Genomic DNA, 17,986 nt, shown 5'->3' with positions numbered 1-17,986 from the left:
CGCTTATACCGATGGTATCTAACTTTTTATCATCTTAATAATAGATAAAATGCGCGTCATTGAGTAGAACTATTTAGGTAAATAATCATGACTCGTAACGAACGTATTTTTCACGCAGTCTTATTCGAAATGATTGCGCTAGCGATCATTGTACCGGTGACATCCTTGATCACAGGGAAGGGGTCAAGTGATTTAGCAGTGGTAGGAATCGGCTTGAGCCTGTACACGGTCGTATGGAACTACATTTACAACCTTTACTTCGATAAGTGGTTTGGTTCAAACCGAGAAGAGCGAAGCTTAATGATGCGCATTGGCCATACGATTGGTTTTGAAGGAGGGTTGATCTTTATTACGATTCCGGTCATCGCTTGGTTTTTACAAATAACGCTATTGCAGGCTCTAGCGCTAGAAGCTGGTTTCTTAATCTTCTTCTTGTTTTATGCAACAGGCTTTAACTGGGCGTATGACAGAATCCAACCATTTGGAAAGTTTAGAAAACTCATTGCTTAGGGTCGATAAATGACGTGATAAAAAAGCCACCAAAATGGTGGCTTTTTCTTGTTAGGAACTCGAGGCTTTGTTTATTGCTATTCGGCAGAAAGCACACGTAGGATTTTGTCGGCATGTTCCGCGATTTCGATGCCTTCATCGGTTAGATAACCACCATCAGGCTGAGTACATAGCTGTTTTGCATACAGACGTGATACTGCTGCGTGCATCTCTTCAGATGCTTCTTTGTGAACTTTAATGCCAGTTGCTGCGCTGCTTAGATCGAATTGAAGAAGCAGGTTCAGTTCAGCGATATGGTCAGCAGAATATTTCATAGGTAATTCCTTCGTACTTTTTTATCCAAGCTAGTCTGAAAATAGAGGTTGGGCAATAGAAATCCGTTAGAAGTGTTAAGTGTAGCGCTATAGGGCTGATATAGCGCGGGATTTTTATTCGATGGTAAACATGCGAACAAAAAATACTTGATGGTTAGGGTAAGAACTCATAGTTGAGTTTTATCGATTACCGTCTCAACAACAACAAATATAGTAAACATTAAAAATAGCCCTTGAAAAACTCTGGAAATGGAGCGATTATCCGCGCCTCGTTAATTGTTTCTAAATGTTACACTTCCATGAACTTCAATCAGTTTGACTCACTACTACCGCCTCAGGCTGCTGAACGTGCCGCCGAAGTAGGTGTTGGCAAAGCGACCAAAGCTCCAATGAAATCTTTCCTGCTGGCGATTTCTGCAGGCATTCACATTGGTATTGCTTTTATTTTCTACACAACGGTAACCACAGGTGCAGGCGATATCCCTTGGGGTATTACACGTCTTATTGGTGGCTTGGCGTTTAGCCTTGGCTTGATTTTAGTTGTGGTAACGGGCGGTGAACTGTTCACCAGTTCGGTACTTACACTAGTTGCGCGCGCAAGTGGCAAGATTTCATGGAAAGCCCTTATGAAGAACTGGCTAGTGGTTTACTTCGGCAACATGGTTGGCGCAGTACTGCTGGTAGTATGTATGTTGATCACTAAGCAATACATGTTCGATGGCGGTCAAGTAGGCTTGAACGCAATGGCTATTTCGCAACATAAGTTACACCACGGTTTCTTCCAAGCCGTCGCATTGGGCATCATGTGTAACGTTTTAGTATGTATCGCTGTTTGGATGACGTTCAGCGGTCGCACTCTAACTGATAAGATCGCCGTAATGATCTTGCCAGTCGCGATGTTTGTTTCTGCTGGTTTTGAGCACTGTATTGCGAACATGTTCCAAGTGCCAATGGCGATTGGTATTAAGTATTTTGCGCCAGAGTCTTTCTGGCAAATGACAGGTGCCAACATCTCTGACTACGCGGATCTAAATATGATCGGTTTCTTGATGAACAACCTGATCCCTGTGACGATCGGTAATATCATCGGTGGTGGTGTCTTCGTTGGCATGTGGTACTGGATGATCTACCTACGTGATGAAGACAAGCATCTGAAATAGTTTTCAAAAAAGGCAAGCCCTATGGCTTGCCTTTCTTTTATCTGAATGTTTTAACTGATTCGTTAGACGAGCTCTTCATTGATGCCAAACTCATTTGGGATCCAATGGGACGTCATTTCTACAGGCTCCTGTGTGAGCCAATCTACTATTGCTTCTGACACTAAGTCATCGATCTTTTCGTGGGTGGCCAACCTATCCATGATGCTCTCTCCCTTCGTCGGTTAACTGAACTCTAAGAGGAGTAGATGACGCTTCTATGACCAACTCGTGAACGTTTGATTGATGAGCAGAGATTGATCTTAAAGTTGCACCTATGTTTCTTGTTGCTTATGGGTTTGTGTGGGTTATCCACATTTTCTGTGGATAACCTGTCTCAAAGATCGTGAGTATCTTTTTGGATCGAGAAAAATTCATAAAATGAGATGCTTATGTGATGTCAAAGTGACCAGTTTTACGGTTTTTCCTTGTTGATAAACTTCACTTTTATGAGGCCTTCTTTGGTTTGTACACAGCTCAGGGTCATCTCCAAAGTGATCGCGACAGACACACTCAGCATGACAAAAATCGCCAGCATGATGACCAACTGGTACTTGATCGCAACCATTGGGCTAGCACCACCTAAGATTTGACCAGTCATCATTCCTGGAAGCGTCACCAAGCCAGTCGTTGCCATAGAGGCGAGAATTGGGGCCAGAGATTCACGAAGCGCTTCCTGAAGAAAAGGGAAGGAGGCGTATTTGGGTGATGCACCTAAAGATATAGCGGCTTCATACTCAGATTTTCTTTGTTCGAAAGCAGTGAATAAGTTCTGCAGGGCAATGATGTTGCTGCTCAAGCTGTTACCTAGCAGCATGCCTGCCAAAGGGATCATATATTGTGCATTGTAGAATGGTTCGGGTTTTACCAAGCCGAAAACAATAGCGGAAAGGATAGGGAGTAAGCTACATGCTAATCCGGTGATTAGGGGCAGCATAAGTGGTTTTTTGGGTAAGTTTGCTTTACCAACAATAGAGCTCGCCCCAACAATAACCATGATTGCTAGCCAAAGAAGATTCACCAGCAAACTGTTTAAATTAAACAGGTATTCCAGATATACACCGACAAGAATCAACTGAATGGTCATGCGGGCGACACTCATTGCGGTATCTGTGGCAATGCCTAGTTTGTACCTAGCGTTGATTGTGAGTGGGACTAAAAGAATTAGGCTGAAAAGTGCTAATTCAAACCAGTTTATATCGACTACGTGCTCCATAAATCCTCTCCATAAATCAACATTGTGATTTTAACGGAGTACGTTTGCTTTATGAATCAAGTTACTCTTCTTTTTCGTAATCTTCCTTCGAGAAAATAACCTTCAAGTAGTGGGTTTTTATTAACATAAACTTCACAAGATACTGGATTTAGACGGAAAATCAGTAATTCTGTAGCACAAAAAAATCCGCAAAATTGTAAACAAAGTTATGCTGATGTTATATGATTAACAAATTTACAAAAGACTTATTTTTACACATCTATTAATATTTTTTAATAAAGAATATCAATCAAACACATATCCGGATGAGCTCAAAAAAGTATTGAATAACAAGGGTTGAAGTGCCGGATTTAATTGAACCTTACTAATAGTATGGTCTAACATTTTCCAATAGAGATTGTACAAAAACTTAAGCTTGGTAATACAGGCTTTCCATAACACTAGATACAAAATAGGCAAATGTATGAGTGATGTTAACAAAGTTGAGAGTGGTGAAAAACGCTCACTGGAGTGGAAGTCTTTCCTCTTCATTGCAGTTGTTCTCTTCCCAATTCTGAGTGTGGCTTTCGTAGGCGGCTACGGATTTATTGTTTGGGCACTGCAAGTGTTCTTCTTTGGTCCTCCAGGCGCGCACGGCATGTAAGCCGGTGAGCTCATAACCACACTTTTGAAAAGATTTTAAGAGAGCAAATAATGAAATCATTAATCATTAAACTGTGGCGTACGATGACGCGCCCGGCAGTTCATATCAGCCTTGGCGTGCTGACTATGGGCGGTTTCATCGCTGGTGTTATTTTCTGGGGTGGCTTTAACACAGCCCTAGAAGCTACCAACACAGAAGAATTCTGTATCAGTTGTCACACAATGCGTGACAACGTATACGTTGAACTGCAAGACACAGTTCACTGGAAAAACCACTCTGGTGTTCGTGCTACTTGTCCAGACTGTCACGTTCCACACAACTGGACTGATAAGATCGCTCGCAAGATGCAAGCATCTAAAGAAGTATTTGCACAGGTATTTGGCAACTACGACGAACCGGGTGTTTTCGAAGAGCGTCGTATCGAACTTGCTAAACACGAATGGGATCGTTTCTCTGCGAACAAATCTCTAGAGTGTAAAAACTGTCATAACTACGAGTCTATGGACTTTGAGCAAATGTCTCCAACCGCTCGTATCCAAATGAAACAAGCTGCTGAAAAAGATCAGAGCTGTGTTGACTGTCACAAAGGTATCGCGCACAACCTACCAGCTGGTATGGACAGCATTGGCGGTATCGTTGGTGACCTTGAAGGTATGACTTCAAACACTGACTACGGTGTTGGTCAACAACTTGTAAGTGTTCGTCACCTACCAATCTACTTCGACGACAAAGGTGCTAAAGAAGCTGGTCTTCTAAACCCAGCGTCGACTGTTAAAGTACTTGAAGATAAAGGCGACTACGTTGAAATCGAAATCGATGGCTGGCGTAAAGCGAAAGGCTTCGGTCGTGTAATTCAAGAAGACTTCGGTAAGAACATTGCAGTAGCATCACTACTAAAAGAAGCATCAACAGACGCTAACGTTGTGACTGCTGGTGAGAAGAAAGTTGATGAGCTAACTGGTCTTCCTTGGGAGAAAGTCGCTGCGAAGGTATGGATCAAGAAAGAATCTATGCTGAACGACATCAACCCTGTATGGGAAAAATCGAAAGAAGCTTACAAAACTAACTGTTCTGTATGTCACACACAACCTGCTGAAGCGCACTTCGATGCGAACACATGGCCAGGTATGTTCGACGGTATGCTAGCGTTCGTTAACCTAGATACAGACAGTGAAGCACTGATCTTGAAGTACCTACAGAAGCACTCTTCAGATTATGCTGAAGGTCACCACTAATAAGCGTCGGATTGGAGTAAATTAAATGGCTATTACACGAAGAAGTTTTCTTAAAGGTGTAGCAACCACAAGTGCAGCGTCAGTTATCGGTCCAAGCTTATTAGCTTCAGCATCTGCAAACGCAGCTGAGACTACTGGTACTTGGAAAGTAACAGGTTCACACTGGGGCGCGTTCCGCGCCCACATCTACGCGGGTAAAGTTCAAGAGATCAAACCGCTAGAACTAGACCAGAACCCAACAGAAATGTTGAACGGCATCAAGGGCATCATCTACAGCCCATCACGTGTTCGTTACCCAATGGTTCGTCTAGATTGGCTGAAGAAGCACAAATATAGCGCTGAAACGCGCGGTAACAACCGTTTCATCCGTGTAACTTGGGATGAAGCTCTAGACCTGTTCTACCGCGAGCTAGAACGTGTTCAGAAAGAATACGGTCCATGGGCTCTACACGCAGGTCAAACTGGTTGGAACCAAACTGGTGCGTTCAACAACTGTACAGCACACATGCAACGTGCTGTAGGTATGCACGGTAACTTCATCACTAAAGTAGGTGACTACTCGACTGGTGCAGGTCAAACCATCATGCCTTACGTACTTGGTTCAACAGAAGTTTATGCACAAGGTACGTCTTGGTCTGAAATTCTAGAGAACTCAGACAACATTGTTCTTTGGGCAAACGACCCAGTGAAAAACCTACAAGTAGGTTGGAACTGTGAAACGCACGAATCATTCAACTACCTAGCGCAATTGAAAGAAAAAGTAGCGAAAGGCGAGATCAATGTTCTTTCTGTAGACCCAGTTAAGAACAAGACTCAACGTTACCTAGAGAACGACCACCTGTACATCAACCCGATGACAGACGTTGCATTTATGCTTGCTGTAGCGCACGTGCTGTACAACGAAGACCTATACGACAAGAAGTTTATTGAAACTTACTGTCTAGGTTTCGAAGACTTCATCAAGTACGTTCAAGGTGAAACGAAAGATAAAGTTGTTAAGACACCTGAGTGGGCTGCACCTATCTGTGGCGTGAAAGCGGACAAGATTCGTGAATTCGCACGCATGCTGGTGAACGGTCGTACACAGATCCTTATGGGTTGGTGTATCCAACGTCAAGAGCACGGTGAGCAACCATACTGGGCAGCAGCAGTAGTTGCAGCAATGGTTGGTCAAATCGGTCTACCTGGCGGTGGTATCTCTTACGGTCACCACTACTCAAGTATCGGTGTACCTTCAACTGGCTTCGCGGGCCCTGGTGGTTTCCCTCGTAACCTAGATACTGGTATGAAGCCGAAGTGGGATAACAACGACTTTAACGGTTACAGCCGTACTATCCCTGTTGCACGTTGGATCGACTGTCTGCTAGAACCAGGCAAAGAGATCAACTACAACGGTGGTAAAGTTAAGCTTCCAGACTTCAAGATGATGGTGATCTCGGGTTGTAACCCATGGCACCACCACCAAGATCGTAACCGCATGAAGCAAGCGTTCCAGAAGCTACAAACAGTAGTAACGGTTGAGTTCGCTTGGACTGCAACGTGTCGTTTCTCTGATATCGTTCTTCCAGCATGTACTCAGTGGGAACGTAACGACATCGACGTGTACGGTTCTTACTCGAACAAAGGTCTGATTGCTATGCATCGTCTAGTGGACCCATTGTTCCAATCTAAGCCAGACTTCCAAATCATGAGTGAACTGACTCAACGCTTTGGTCGTCGCGACGAGTACACTCGTGGCATGAGCGAGATGGAATGGATCCGCAGCCTGTACAACGATTGTAAGAAAGCGAACGACGGTAAGTTCGAAATGCCAGAATTTGATGAGTTCTGGGAGAAGAGCGTACTAGACTTCGGTCAAGGTAAGCCTTGGGTTCGTCACGCTGACTTCCGTCAAGATCCAGAAATCAACCCGCTGGGTACGCCTTCTGGCTTCATCGAGATCACTTCTCGTAAGATCGGTCGTTACGGTTACGAACACTGTCAAGAACACCCGATGTGGTTCGAGAAATCAGAACGCTCACACGGTGGTCCTGGCTCTGACAAACACCCGTACTGGCTACAGTCTTGCCACCCAGACAAGCGTCTGCACTCTCAGATGTGTGAATCTGAAGACTTCCGTGCAACTTACGCTGTTCAAGGTCGTGAGCCTGTATACATCAACCCAGTTGATGCAAAAGCGAAAGGCATCAAAGACGGTGACTTGGTACGCGTATTTAACGACCGTGGTCAGCTTCTTGCTGGTGCTGTACTTACTGACAGCTACCCACGTGGTGTTATTCGTATTGAAGAAGGTGCGTGGTACGGTCCTCTAAATGAGAAAGTAGGTGCAATCTGTACTTACGGTGACCCTAACACACTAACTCAAGACATCGGCTCTTCTGAGCTAGCACAGGCGACTTCTGCGAACACATGTATCGTAGACTTCGAGAAGTTCACTGGTAAAGTTCCACCAGTTACTTCATTCGGTGGTCCAATCGAAGTAGCTTAATCAGAGCGCTAAACTTTAAATGAAATGCCAGCCTTCGGGCTGGTATTTTTTTAACCAAAATTTCAGTGAGCATTCTCTCAATACTAATTAGATGAAAGTGAATGGGATTCGGTTTCGTGAGCTTGGTAACGAATTGGGAGAATGAAGCGAAGGATAATGGGGGAAATGACATAATAAAGATCAAGTGAGTAGAGACTCTATGGCACAGACCATTCAATTGGCCAATCACACCGAAATCTCGGTAAGTAACAATGATCTGCAGTTTGAGATTGTTGGCAATCAGGCCCACTTTTCGTTTGCTGGACTTCACAATAAAACTTTCACCGAACGTGAAGTGTTATTCGAAATGCCATTTATGTATGAGCATGGTGCAACAGTCATTGGTGACGGTTTTCAAATGCTTGCGCAAACCTCTGGCACGATTTCTCAACCTGTCGAAGTAGGGCGTTGTCCTGACAACAATAGCTCTTACAGAATTTATCCGGAAAACGCACCTAAACGTTATTACAACTATTTAGTTATTGAAGATTCTGCAGGCTACAGCTTGTTTGGTTTCACCTCTTGTCATCGCTTTGCCGGCTATTTTGAAGTGCAACAGCATGATGAGCGCTGGGTTCTATCAGCGGCCATTGATGGCGAGCACACCCAAGTATCAGACTGGGAGCACAACAATCTTGAATCGGTTGCGGTACTACGAGGAAGTTCATTGTCTGAACTTTACAAAGAGTACAGCGAAATGATTGCTGAGCATCATCCTGTCCGTAATGGTGTTGTGCAAGATGCCCCAATTGGTTGGTGTTCTTGGTATGCCTACTACGCCGATGTCACTGAAAATAACATTTTGGACAACGTTGAATGCATGCAAGATAGTTTGTCTGAACTTGAATGGGTGCTGCTAGATGATGGTTACCAGGCATTTATGGGCGATTGGTTAACGCCATCAGACAAATTCTCTGGTGGGGTGAAAGAGCTGATTCATAACATTCGCGCGAAAGGTAAAAAACCAGCGATTTGGATGGCGCCATTCATTGCACAGCCAGAGTCTGAAATTTTTAAAAATCATCCAGATTGGTTTGTTCGCCACAATGACGGCAGCTTATTGAAAGCCGAAGAGGTAACTTATGGCGGATGGCGCTGCACACCTTGGTATATTCTCGATACCTCCAATCCAGAAGTACAAGATCATTTAACCCACGTTGTTTCAGTCATGCGTCAAGAGTGGGGCGTCGAGCTATTCAAACTAGACGCAAACTATTGGGGCACGTTAAAAGGTAAGCGAAGCCAATCGGGAGTTACTGGTGTAGAAGCCTACCGCATGGGCATGGAGGCAATCGCTAAAGGGGCTGGAGATGCGTGGCTTTTAGGCTGTAACGCACCAATGTGGCCTTCTTTGGGCTTAGTTGATGCAATGCGTGTCTCTGACGATGTAGAGCGCCATAGCCATCGCTTTGAACAAATCGCGAAAGAGACCTTTTTCCGCAGTTGGCAGCATCGTAAGCTGTGGCAAATCGATCCAGATTGCGCGACGTTTACTTCGTTACCAAACCAAGCGGCTTCGCGAGAAGATTATCAATTCCATCGTAATGCACTACTGGCGTGTGGCGGTTTACTGCTATCTGGTGACCCTTTACCAGAAATCACGTCATTTGCGAGTAAGACGCTAGCAAAGTTGATGCTGCGTCAACGCCGTAATCAAGAATCGGCTAAGTTTACCGCGCTAGGTTTGAACCATGCTTTCCTACCACTAACATCTAAAAACGATTTGCACTGTTTGTTCAACTATGCGAACGATGAAGCGACAGAGTTTACGCTTACTGCAGACCAGCCTACCGATTGGTACGATTACTGGACAGGGGAGAAGCTTAACCAAGATCCTTGTCAGTTACTGCTAGTTAGCTTGGATAAAGGCCTGAATGCTAAAGCGATTGTGACCGCATAATCTGCTTAAGTTGAAAAAGTAAAAGAGCCTCGATTGAGGCTCTTTTTATATCCATTTGCATTAGATTATTAATATTCGAATAGGAAGAAGTATCCGTAGCCGACAATTAACGCAGGGATTGCCGAGTAGACAGTCGCAACTAACGCTGCTTTTGGTGCCATTGCAATCGCAGGGAATAGCGCATCACCATCATTTGAGATCGCATTCGATAATTGTGCTGACAAAGGTACGGCACCAGAAATGTAAAGACTGGTAACGAGGATCTGCGGCCCACAGCCTGGTAGCATGCCAATCGCAAGGCCAATGAGTGGCATCCAAATCCCCCAACCAGAGAAAGTCGTGCCTAAATCCAGACCTGAAAAGTACGTAGTGAGCTCAAAAGCGAGGAAAGCCAAAATCACCCATGCGCTAACAAAGTTAGTATCCTGCGCGGCTTTTTGAATTGGGTGAGAGTCTATGATTTTGTCATCTTCCGATACGGTCGACTGGTAGTCGCCAAGTTCCTTGGTCATTGCCCACAGGAACATACTTATCACCGCAAACGTCGCCCCTAACCACTCCATGGTATTGTCTTTCAATCCAAGCATTTGGTTAATGTCGACTTGAAAAGAACCAAGTACTGCAACGATAGTGACAGGCACAAGCAACCATTTCCAAAACGCACCTTGCAAGTTAATCGCGCGCTGCTCCATGGGGGTATGTGTGTCGCCGTGGCTGTTGCAGCACTGTGCTTGAGGTGATTGTTCTTTCTCCTTTGGGCGGAGGAAATCATCTGCATGAAAAGCATTCACTACCCATCCGGACAGAGTACCAACCACAATACCTAAGGCGATAACACCAAAACCAGTAGCTGGTTTCGCTGCTAGCAACAAGAAAGCTGCATCGCCCATGGTCGAGGTAAGTACGGCCACAATCGCCCCAAATCCCACACGCCCACTAATGAACTGGGTTGTTACGACGATTGCACCACCACAGCCCGGAAGCGCACCAAGGAGTGCTGCAAAGAACACTTGATGACCGCGAGAACGATGATAAAGCGCCGTCAATCGGTTGGTCTTCGACATGAAATTCGACAGGTAGTGGTAAATCGCTAGTGTTGCTGCCACATAACAAGAGACCGCCCAGAATGAATCAGAAAGGGTTGCAACGGTGACTTCTCTCGTTGCGTCGCTTGCTAATAGAGCCAGCAGCGCAACAGGAAGCAATAGTCGCTTATAAGCAAGGCGAAATTGAGTGGGTTGCAGCAACTGATGTGCCGAATTAAAAATCTTGGTCGCGTTCATAATTAGCTCAAATGCAAATGGTAATGATTCTCATTATATGAAAGTGAGAATTATTCGCAATAGGCGGTAACAACTTTTCTTCGTGTCAATCTGCCCCAAATCAGGTAAAGTAAGCGCCTTTGTGAGCAAACCCGCTTCCTCGGTGTAATTCGTTATGCAATTCACCCTATTAGGAAGCCATCAAATTGACTTGAATAGGAAGAGACATGATTCTAGTTGTAGGTCATAAGAACCCAGACAGTGACAGTATTTGTAGTGCACTAGTTGCAACTGAACTTCTAAAGGCGCGTGGCGTAGAAGCAATGCCAATTCGCCAGGGCGAAATTAACCGTGAAACTCAGCACATCCTAGAAGTAGCAGGCGCAGAAGTTCCTGAGCTACGTACTTCAGTAGCTGGCGAAACAGTTTGGCTAGTAGACTACTCAGATCTAGCGCAAGCACCAGACGACATCGCAGAAGCTGAAATCGCAGGTATCGTTGACCACCACCGTCTAGGTGACGTGATGACAGTGAACCCAATGGAAGCATGGATCTGGCCTGTTGGCTGTACTAACACAGTACTATTCAACATGTTCAAGATTGAAGGTCACGAGATCAAGCCTCAAATCGCTAAGCTAATGATGTCAGCTATCCTATCTGACACAGTAGGTTTTGCTTCTCCAACTTGTACTCAAAAAGACAAAGATGCTGTTGCTGAACTAGCGGCTATCGCAGACGTACAAGACGTAGACGCATTCACTAAAGATCTTCTAATTGCTAAAACAAACATCGAAGGTCTATCTGCTGCTGAACTTGTTGAAAAAGACCTTAAAGGTTACCCATTCAACGGTCGTGACGTAGTAGTAGGTCAGGTTGAACTTGCGACTCTAGAGCAAGTTGACGGCATGATCGAAGCTCTAGAAGCAGATCTAGAAGCGCGTTGTGCAAACGACAGCCTAGCATTCGCTGCTGTTATGCTAACAGACATCACTACTGCTCAAACTCGTCTTCTTTACAAAGGTGAGTGGGCTGAGAAACTTGTTAAGCACGAGAAAGACGGCATGCTAATGATGGAAAACACACTAAGCCGTAAGAAGCAAGGCTGGCCTTGGCTTCAAACTGAGCTTGTGTAATTTCATTATTACCAACGTATACTGTAAATGCCCGCCATTAGGTGGGCATTTTTCTATGGGAATAGGAGACGAACATGTCTGAAGCATTAACCCAAGAGCAAATGGACACCATCAATCGCTACAACGAAGAGCAGCGCTTGAAATACTGTGTGAAGGAAATCGTAGCAAACCGCAAAGTGTGGATTCTGAAGGATGAACACGGCTGCGTGATGCTAAACACAGAAGACGACGATTGTGTACCAGTGTGGCCAAACGAAGAGTTTGCACAGCAATGGGCGACAGGCGACTGGGAAGAGTGCGAGCCAGAAGCTATCTCTTTGAATAAATGGCACAGCCGTTGGACTTCAGGTCTAGAAGATGATGAGTTGTCTGTTGTGGTTTTCCCAAACCAGAATGAAGAAGGTGTGGTGCTGTTTCCAGATGAGTTCGATTTCGAACTGCGCAAACAAGCGAGCCGTCGTTAAGAATTATCAATTGCGTTCTGAAATTCAGAGACTAAAAAGCCTGCGTTGATGCAGGCTTTGTTGTTTTTAGAGGAAGTGAATACTAGAAACTTACTACTCACTCAATTTTTAGTGGCTTGGCGCTTTGTAAAAATGACTCTCAACCAGTCGTTGGGTAATCGCATGCTCTGGATTGGTTAGGATTTGGTTTGTATCACCAAATTCCACTACTTCGCCTTCATGCATCACCATCACTTTGTCGGTAATGTGTTTCACGATGCCGATATGTTGAGATACATACACGAACGACAAGCCCATTTCTTCTTGAAGCTCCAAGAAGAGGTTGATGATCTGAGAGCGCATTGCCATATCGAGACCGTTTAACGCTTCATCGGCAACGATGATCGACGGCTGAAGTATCAAAGCACGAGCAAGACATACACGTTGTTTCTGACCCGCTGCGAGCATTTGAGGGTAGAAGTAAGCATGCTCTGGTAACAAGCCTACACGCAACAAGGTGTCTTTCACACGTTTCATACGTGCATCTGGCGGCATGTTAGTATTACGCTTTAGTGGCCCCTCCAAAATACGGCCTATTTGAATACGTGGATTCAAAGACGTATTTGGGTCCTGAAAAATCATGCGAATTAGCTTACAACGCGTTGAGTAATCCTTATGTTCAAGGCGTTCTCCGTTTACACGAATCTCTCCAGAGGTCGGTTCAATCACGCCTGCAAGCATGCGTGCTAGGGTAGATTTTCCTGAGCCGTTTTGTCCGATAAAACCGATGGTTTGCCCCGGTTCTAAACTGAAGCTTACCGGTTTCACTGCCTCTTTGACTGTACGTTTAAACAGACCTGAGCGCGTGACGAACTGTTTCGATAGGTTATCGACTTCAAGCAACGCACTCATGAATTTTTCTCCGTATTCAGTGGGAAATGACAGCTAAATTTATGGTTCTTTATACGTTTAGTATGTGGTATTTCCACACACTGTCTCTGGGCGTAGGGACAACGAGGACCTAAGCGACAGCCAATCGGCAAATGTTGCAAAGGAGGGATAGAACCTGGCAGAGATTGCAGTTTCTGTTTATGCGGTATCCAGTCATTAAAGTCTGGCATCGCTTTCAGCAACGCTGCCGTATAGGGATGCTTAGGTGCTTCGATGAGTTTATCTGTATCCGCTGATTCCACCGACTGACCACAGTACATTACGGTAATGCGGTTTGCCCATTGTGTAATGGTGGTCAAATCGTGTCCGATCAATACAATCGTGGTGTTGTTGAGCTGATTCATACGGCTCAACAAACGCAAGATTTGTGATTGCGTAATTGGGTCAAGGTCGTTAGTTGGCTCATCGGCGATTAAGATCTTCGGCTTAGTCGCGATTGCCATTGCGATCATGACTTTTTGACATTCACCATCGGTTAGCTCGTATGGATAGCTGCCCATTAAACGTTTGTGGTCTTTAATGCCTACTTTGTGCAGTAGGGCAATAGCTTGCTTTTTACGCCATTTAAAGCGCTCCCACCATTTACCTTCGAAAGAGCGAGATGGGATCGATTCGATCAACTGACGTCCCACTTCTTCTGAAGGGTCTAAACAAGTTGAAGGCTCTTGGAATATCATCGCGATATCACGCGCAATCACACGTCGACGCTCTTTCGGGGTTAACTGTAGTAAATCGATATTACCGAGACGCATACGATCAGCTGTCACCTTCCAGTTGTCCTTACAGACCCCTACAATCGCTTTTGCAACCAGACTCTTACCCGAACCTGATTCACCCACCAAACCACGAATTTCGCCTTCATTTAAGGTGATACTCATGCGGTCGACGGCTTTCACCAAACCCGATGGCGTTTCAATTTCAATGGTTAAATGTCGAATATCTAATAACGGCATTATTCGATCCCTGCATTGAGCGCTTGGCGTACACCTTCACCCACTAAGTTTAGAACAACCACGGTAAACATAATGGTGAGACCTGGTAGCGTCACGGTCCATGGTGCGATGTAAATCAGCTCAACGGAGTCGCCCAGAATCGCACCCCATTCAGTACTTGGTGCTTGAGCACCTAAGCCTAGGAAACCTAGTGCTGTGATGTCTAGAATCGCTACAGACAGCGCCAGTGTGATTTCTGCAGCAATCACCGTTAGAACGTTTGGCAAAATTGAGTTCCACAGAAGGTAGAAATCATTGGCGCCATCAAGACGTGCGGCCATGATGTAGTCTTTTTCAACTTCTGTATGCACTGCAATGTACACCGAGCGAATAAAACGCGGAATCAAAGCTAAGCAGATTGCGAGAAGAATATTGAACTCACCAAAGCCCAAGAAAGCCACAAAGATAATTGCAAGCAGTAGCGATGGAATTGACATGACCGTGTCGAGTAGGTGATTCAACGTGCTTGAAAGAAGGCCTTTGGTCATGCCCGCTAAAACACCGATAAAGCAGCCGATAAGAGCTGCGATTGCAGTGACAGCGACAGCAGCACCAAACGTTAACTGTGACCCGATAATCAGGCGCGAAAGGATGTCGCGGCCCAAGTCATCCGTGCCTAAGAAGTAATCTACCGTTCCCGCTGGTGCCCAAGATGGTGGAACGAGTAGTTCACCTGATTGTGCTTGTGGATCATATGGAGCTAGTAAGGGCGCAAAAATGGTTACCAATACGATGAATACTAAGCACCATAGGCCGAACATTGCGAGACTATTTGCACGATAACTGCGCCAGAAGCGCTCAAACTGAGTCGGAATACGCTCTTCCTGATAAACGTTATTTGTTAGCATACCATTCCTTTCTCACTAGAGGGTTGATCATCGCTCCGATCAAGTCTGATAGTATATTCGCGGTCAAAACCAGAGTTGCGAGAACCATAACGCCCGCTTGAATTGATGCATAATCTTGATTTGCAAGCGCATCCAATAACCAGCGACCTATCCCCGGCCAGTTGAAGATAGACTCTGTAATGATCGCCAAAGTGATCATACTGGATAGCTGAACGCCAACTTTTGGGATGATTGGTGGAATTGCGTTGCGAAGTACATGCTGAGTGACAATTTCACGGTTGGATAAACCTTTGATTCGCGCGGCACGGATATAGTTTTGGCTCATTACTTCCGCGACTGAAGAACGCATTAAGCCGATGACTTGAGTGGTAGGTGCAAGTGCTAATACCAAACATGGCAAGATCATGTGTTCGATTACACTTTGCAGTGCGTGCGCTCGGTACTCACCTTTTGCCATAAAGGCATCAATAATGGCGAAGCCCGTAACATGATCAATTTCGTAGAGTAAATCGTAACGCCCTGCTACAGGAAAGACGTGATACTGCAACGAAAACATCATGATCAACATCAGTGCGACCCAGAAAATCGGTGCTGAGTAACCTGACATCGCAACAAACGAGATGCTGGTATCGAGCCATTTGCCTTGTTTCATACCTGCAATGGTACCGAGTGGGATACCAATCAGTAGCGACACCACGAAAGCGAAAAAGCACAGCTCTAGCGTTGCAGGGAATACCACCGCCAGTTCATCGTAGATGGGGTTACCATTTTTGCTAATACCGAAATTGAGCTGAGACAGCTCGACTAAGTAGCTTTGCCAGCCTGACCAAAACTCAACGTTTGCCCAGTGTGAGATGGGATCTAGGCGTAGCAGAGAAAAGCCCACTAAAGTGAGAATCATCAAAGTGATGACAAAGAGATTAAGGCGTCTTACGGCATACCAAAACATTAATGAATTCTCTCAACTTTATTAAAAGGTTGTGAATTGAAAGGGCTCGATCTAAAGCCTTTCAGCGATTTATCGTGGACACGGAATTGAACGCCATGAGCCAGCGGAATAACCGGAAACTCCTCGTTCAAAATGTTCTGCGCTTGACGGTACAAGTTCAGGCGGTAACGTGGTTGTTGTGTTTCTAGTGCTAAGTCCAGCAAGAAGTCAAAATCATCGTTACACCACATTGATACGTTCAAACCGACACGTTCTGAATCACAAGAAAGTAGAGGCCTGAAGAAGTTATCCGGATCACCAGTGTCACCAATCCAGCCAGTGAGCAACAAGTCGACATTATCGATGGTTTCAAGTTGCGTTCGTTCAAAACGATCATCGGTCAATAACTTCAATTCAACACCAATATCGGCAAAGTTTGCTTGAATTAACTCTGCAGTCTTTCTTGGGCTTGGATTAAATGCACGAGGCTCTAATGGAACCCACATAGTCAGCTTAAGCCCTTTCTTAAACCCAGCATCGCGTAGCAATGCCAAAGCATAATTTCGGTCATAACGTATTTTTACGCTGTCTTTTTGATAAGCCCACGAGTTCGGAGGAAGTAGGGTATAAGCTTGAGTACCCGTACCGTAGTAAACAGAATCCAGAATATTTTGTCGATTGATCGCTAGGTTTAATGCTTGGCGAACTCGAGGGTCACTAAGTGCAGAATGACTGGTGTTGATAGCGATAAAAGAAACGTTGTTCGCTGGCGTTGCGGTTAACTCAAGGTGCTCTGTTTCTTGAATGATCGGAATCTGGCTAGAAATTGGCGATGCCAAAACATCACATTCATTTCTTAATAGCTTGGCGAGAGTACCTGTCCCACGATGCGAGATATCGAATACGACTTGTTCCATCTTCGCTGGTGACTTCCAGTATCTAGGGTGACGCTCTAGCCGAATAAGATCGTTAACTTGGTACTCTTTAAGTTGGTAAGGACCACTGCCGATAGGCAAAAAGTCTATTTGTGCTTTGTCATCTTTTACAGCAAGCTGCTGACCATACTCGGCAGATAAAAGTACTGCATGGCTAGTAGCGATATTCGCTAGGAATGCAAAGTTAGGTTGAGTAAGAACAAATTTAACTGTGTAGTCATCGAGAGCTATCACATCTTTGACAAGGTTTTGGAAATCTAAGCCCGCAAACCATGGATAAAAACCACCACCAACGTCGTGAAACGGATGGTTTACATCAATGATTCGCTTAAAGCTAAATACGACATCTTGCGCATTTAATGCCCGAGTCGGTGTGAACCAAGCTGTACTCTGGAATTGAACACCGCGCTTAAGATTAAACGTGTATTCAGTTCCCGCTTCGTTTACAGACCAACTTTCTGCAATGTTTGCAACGGGTTGATGAGATTTTGGATCGAGCGTAAGCAGTGTATCGTAAAGCTGAGGACTTAAAGCTTCAGCAGTGATACCACTGTCAATGAGCTGAGGGTTAAATGTTGTTGGCTTACCTTGCCCACAAAACACAAATCCATTCTCACGAATCTCATTGTGATCGATTTCGTCACCACATGCGGTGAGTAAGCTAATACCAAGAAGGCTCAGCGATAGTCTTATAAAAGCTTTCATAATATGAAATGGTCATTGGACTTTGCTCGTTCCTTCTGCATTTTGCATTAGGTATAACAAGCGAAAATGATCCCGCTAATTTATCATCTTTACCAACTCGCTCCAAACATAAAATCTTTGAGTCACGGGGTGTTAGATCAAATTACCGTATCATTGTCTGGTTGTTGACCTTCTTTGCCTCTCAAATTGCCCACTATTGATGTAAAACAGCTTGTTTTCCTTCAGTATAGTGAGCCATTTCTAGAGTG

17 protein-coding genes are annotated in these 17,986 nt (G+C 44.9%); 8 read left to right on the top strand and 9 right to left on the bottom strand.

The window, feature by feature from the left end; translation table 11 throughout:
- Positions 1 to 87: 87 nt before the first annotated feature.
- Positions 88 to 510, top strand: a complete 423-nt coding sequence (locus tag J4N37_RS10385) for a PACE efflux transporter (protein ID WP_010449125.1) — start codon at positions 88 to 90, stop codon at positions 508 to 510.
- 77 nt (positions 511 to 587) lie between these two features.
- Here J4N37_RS10385 and J4N37_RS10380 read toward each other — a convergent pair whose 3' ends face one another.
- On the bottom strand, positions 588 to 824 hold the full coding sequence (locus J4N37_RS10380; protein WP_010449124.1) for a TIGR02647 family protein: 237 nt from the start codon (positions 822 to 824) through the stop codon (positions 588 to 590).
- Positions 825 to 1,123: 299 nt separating this feature from the next.
- Here J4N37_RS10380 and focA point away from each other — a divergent pair, with 299 nt between their 5' ends.
- On the top strand, positions 1,124 to 1,984 hold the full coding sequence (gene focA / locus J4N37_RS10375; RefSeq protein WP_252040854.1) for a formate transporter FocA: 861 nt from the start codon (positions 1,124 to 1,126) through the stop codon (positions 1,982 to 1,984).
- Between the two features lie 62 nt (positions 1,985 to 2,046).
- Here the strand turns inward: focA and J4N37_RS10370 are convergent, their stop codons facing one another.
- Entirely contained in the window at positions 2,047 to 2,184 is a 138-nt protein-coding gene (locus tag J4N37_RS10370; protein ID WP_010449122.1) for a hypothetical protein, read from the bottom strand.
- 251 nt (positions 2,185 to 2,435) lie between these two features.
- Positions 2,436 to 3,236 carry an ABC transporter permease gene (locus tag J4N37_RS10365; RefSeq protein WP_252040852.1) on the bottom strand — a complete coding sequence of 267 codons (801 nt, stop codon included), beginning with the start codon at positions 3,234 to 3,236 and terminating at the stop codon, positions 2,436 to 2,438.
- A gap of 463 nt (positions 3,237 to 3,699) precedes the next feature.
- Between J4N37_RS10365 and torE the strand changes: the two genes are divergently transcribed.
- The 4 genes from torE to J4N37_RS10345 all read left to right on the top strand — a co-directional run bounded on the left by torE (position 3,700) and on the right by J4N37_RS10345 (position 9,541).
- Complete coding sequence (torE, locus tag J4N37_RS10360; RefSeq protein WP_010449120.1) at positions 3,700 to 3,879, top strand: trimethylamine N-oxide reductase system protein TorE; 180 nt, start codon at positions 3,700 to 3,702, stop codon at positions 3,877 to 3,879.
- 50 nt (positions 3,880 to 3,929) lie between these two features.
- Positions 3,930 to 5,114: a pentaheme c-type cytochrome TorC gene (gene torC / locus J4N37_RS10355; RefSeq protein ID WP_038884502.1), complete on the top strand. Its 1,185-nt coding sequence runs from the start codon at positions 3,930 to 3,932 to the stop codon at positions 5,112 to 5,114.
- A 25-nt stretch (positions 5,115 to 5,139) separates the two neighbouring features.
- Positions 5,140 to 7,602, top strand: coding sequence for a trimethylamine-N-oxide reductase TorA (gene torA, locus J4N37_RS10350; protein WP_252040850.1), 2,463 nt, complete (start codon positions 5,140 to 5,142; stop codon positions 7,600 to 7,602).
- A 199-nt stretch (positions 7,603 to 7,801) separates the two neighbouring features.
- Positions 7,802 to 9,541, top strand: a complete 1,740-nt coding sequence (locus J4N37_RS10345) for a glycoside hydrolase family 36 protein (protein ID WP_252040848.1) — start codon at positions 7,802 to 7,804, stop codon at positions 9,539 to 9,541.
- A 68-nt stretch (positions 9,542 to 9,609) separates the two neighbouring features.
- Here the strand turns inward: J4N37_RS10345 and J4N37_RS10340 are convergent, their stop codons facing one another.
- Positions 9,610 to 10,824, bottom strand: a complete 1,215-nt coding sequence (locus J4N37_RS10340) for a putative manganese transporter (protein WP_252040846.1) — start codon at positions 10,822 to 10,824, stop codon at positions 9,610 to 9,612.
- Positions 10,825 to 11,030: 206 nt separating this feature from the next.
- Between J4N37_RS10340 and J4N37_RS10335 the strand changes: the two genes are divergently transcribed.
- The gene (locus J4N37_RS10335; RefSeq protein WP_010449115.1) at positions 11,031 to 11,936 is read left to right on the top strand and encodes a manganese-dependent inorganic pyrophosphatase; all 906 of its coding nucleotides are present in this window, start codon (positions 11,031 to 11,033) and stop codon (positions 11,934 to 11,936) included.
- Positions 11,937 to 12,010: 74 nt separating this feature from the next.
- Entirely contained in the window at positions 12,011 to 12,400 is a 390-nt protein-coding gene (locus tag J4N37_RS10330; RefSeq protein ID WP_005425781.1) for a DUF2750 domain-containing protein, read from the top strand.
- 108 nt (positions 12,401 to 12,508) lie between these two features.
- Here the strand turns inward: J4N37_RS10330 and J4N37_RS10325 are convergent, their stop codons facing one another.
- From J4N37_RS10325 to sapA, 5 genes are read right to left on the bottom strand one after another with little or no spacing between them, the layout of a single operon-like run.
- Positions 12,509 to 13,291 carry a peptide ABC transporter ATP-binding protein gene (locus J4N37_RS10325; protein ID WP_010449113.1) on the bottom strand — a complete coding sequence of 261 codons (783 nt, stop codon included), beginning with the start codon at positions 13,289 to 13,291 and terminating at the stop codon, positions 12,509 to 12,511.
- A complete protein-coding gene (locus J4N37_RS10320) occupies positions 13,288 to 14,283 on the bottom strand; it encodes a peptide ABC transporter ATP-binding protein (protein ID WP_010449111.1) in 996 nt (331 codons plus the stop codon). The genes J4N37_RS10325 and J4N37_RS10320 overlap by 4 nt, the downstream gene beginning before the upstream one ends.
- A complete protein-coding gene (gene sapC, locus J4N37_RS10315) occupies positions 14,283 to 15,170 on the bottom strand; it encodes a putrescine export ABC transporter permease SapC (protein ID WP_010449109.1) in 888 nt (295 codons plus the stop codon). The genes J4N37_RS10320 and sapC overlap by 1 nt, the downstream gene beginning before the upstream one ends.
- Positions 15,157 to 16,119: an ABC transporter permease gene (locus J4N37_RS10310; RefSeq protein WP_010449107.1), complete on the bottom strand. Its 963-nt coding sequence runs from the start codon at positions 16,117 to 16,119 to the stop codon at positions 15,157 to 15,159. The genes sapC and J4N37_RS10310 overlap by 14 nt, the downstream gene beginning before the upstream one ends.
- Positions 16,119 to 17,738, bottom strand: a complete 1,620-nt coding sequence (sapA, locus tag J4N37_RS10305; RefSeq protein ID WP_252040843.1) for an ABC transporter substrate-binding protein SapA — start codon at positions 17,736 to 17,738, stop codon at positions 16,119 to 16,121. Before sapA ends, J4N37_RS10310 begins: the two co-directional genes overlap by 1 nt.
- Positions 17,739 to 17,986 lie beyond the last annotated feature (248 nt).

Origin of the sequence: Vibrio sp. SCSIO 43153, from assembly GCF_023716625.1 — a bacterium.
GTDB classification, from domain to species: Bacteria; Pseudomonadota; Gammaproteobacteria; order Enterobacterales; family Vibrionaceae; genus Vibrio; species Vibrio rotiferianus.
The sequence above is the reverse complement of the archived record's forward strand: the minus strand, read 5'-3'. Positions and strand labels throughout refer to the sequence as shown.

What these genes read in the sequence shown, in the direction of transcription:
- J4N37_RS10320 (WP_010449111.1), bottom strand. Translation starts at nt 14,283, where the DNA reads ATGCCGTTATTAGATATTCGACATTTAACCATTGAAATTGAAACGCCA.
- torC (WP_038884502.1), top strand. Translation starts at nt 3,930, where the DNA reads ATGAAATCATTAATCATTAAACTGTGGCGTACGATGACGCGCCCGGCA.
- focA (WP_252040854.1), top strand. Translation starts at nt 1,124, where the DNA reads ATGAACTTCAATCAGTTTGACTCACTACTACCGCCTCAGGCTGCTGAA.
- J4N37_RS10345 (WP_252040848.1), top strand. Translation starts at nt 7,802, where the DNA reads ATGGCACAGACCATTCAATTGGCCAATCACACCGAAATCTCGGTAAGT.
- J4N37_RS10340 (WP_252040846.1), bottom strand. Translation starts at nt 10,824, where the DNA reads ATGAACGCGACCAAGATTTTTAATTCGGCACATCAGTTGCTGCAACCC.
- J4N37_RS10325 (WP_010449113.1), bottom strand. Translation starts at nt 13,291, where the DNA reads ATGAGTGCGTTGCTTGAAGTCGATAACCTATCGAAACAGTTCGTCACG.
- J4N37_RS10335 (WP_010449115.1), top strand. Translation starts at nt 11,031, where the DNA reads ATGATTCTAGTTGTAGGTCATAAGAACCCAGACAGTGACAGTATTTGT.
- sapC (WP_010449109.1), bottom strand. Translation starts at nt 15,170, where the DNA reads ATGCTAACAAATAACGTTTATCAGGAAGAGCGTATTCCGACTCAGTTT.
- J4N37_RS10330 (WP_005425781.1), top strand. Translation starts at nt 12,011, where the DNA reads ATGTCTGAAGCATTAACCCAAGAGCAAATGGACACCATCAATCGCTAC.
- J4N37_RS10310 (WP_010449107.1), bottom strand. Translation starts at nt 16,119, where the DNA reads ATGTTTTGGTATGCCGTAAGACGCCTTAATCTCTTTGTCATCACTTTG.
- J4N37_RS10370 (WP_010449122.1), bottom strand. Translation starts at nt 2,184, where the DNA reads ATGGATAGGTTGGCCACCCACGAAAAGATCGATGACTTAGTGTCAGAA.
- J4N37_RS10385 (WP_010449125.1), top strand. Translation starts at nt 88, where the DNA reads ATGACTCGTAACGAACGTATTTTTCACGCAGTCTTATTCGAAATGATT.
- sapA (WP_252040843.1), bottom strand. Translation starts at nt 17,738, where the DNA reads ATGAAAGCTTTTATAAGACTATCGCTGAGCCTTCTTGGTATTAGCTTA.
- torE (WP_010449120.1), top strand. Translation starts at nt 3,700, where the DNA reads ATGAGTGATGTTAACAAAGTTGAGAGTGGTGAAAAACGCTCACTGGAG.
- J4N37_RS10380 (WP_010449124.1), bottom strand. Translation starts at nt 824, where the DNA reads ATGAAATATTCTGCTGACCATATCGCTGAACTGAACCTGCTTCTTCAA.
- J4N37_RS10365 (WP_252040852.1), bottom strand. Translation starts at nt 3,236, where the DNA reads ATGGAGCACGTAGTCGATATAAACTGGTTTGAATTAGCACTTTTCAGC.
- torA (WP_252040850.1), top strand. Translation starts at nt 5,140, where the DNA reads ATGGCTATTACACGAAGAAGTTTTCTTAAAGGTGTAGCAACCACAAGT.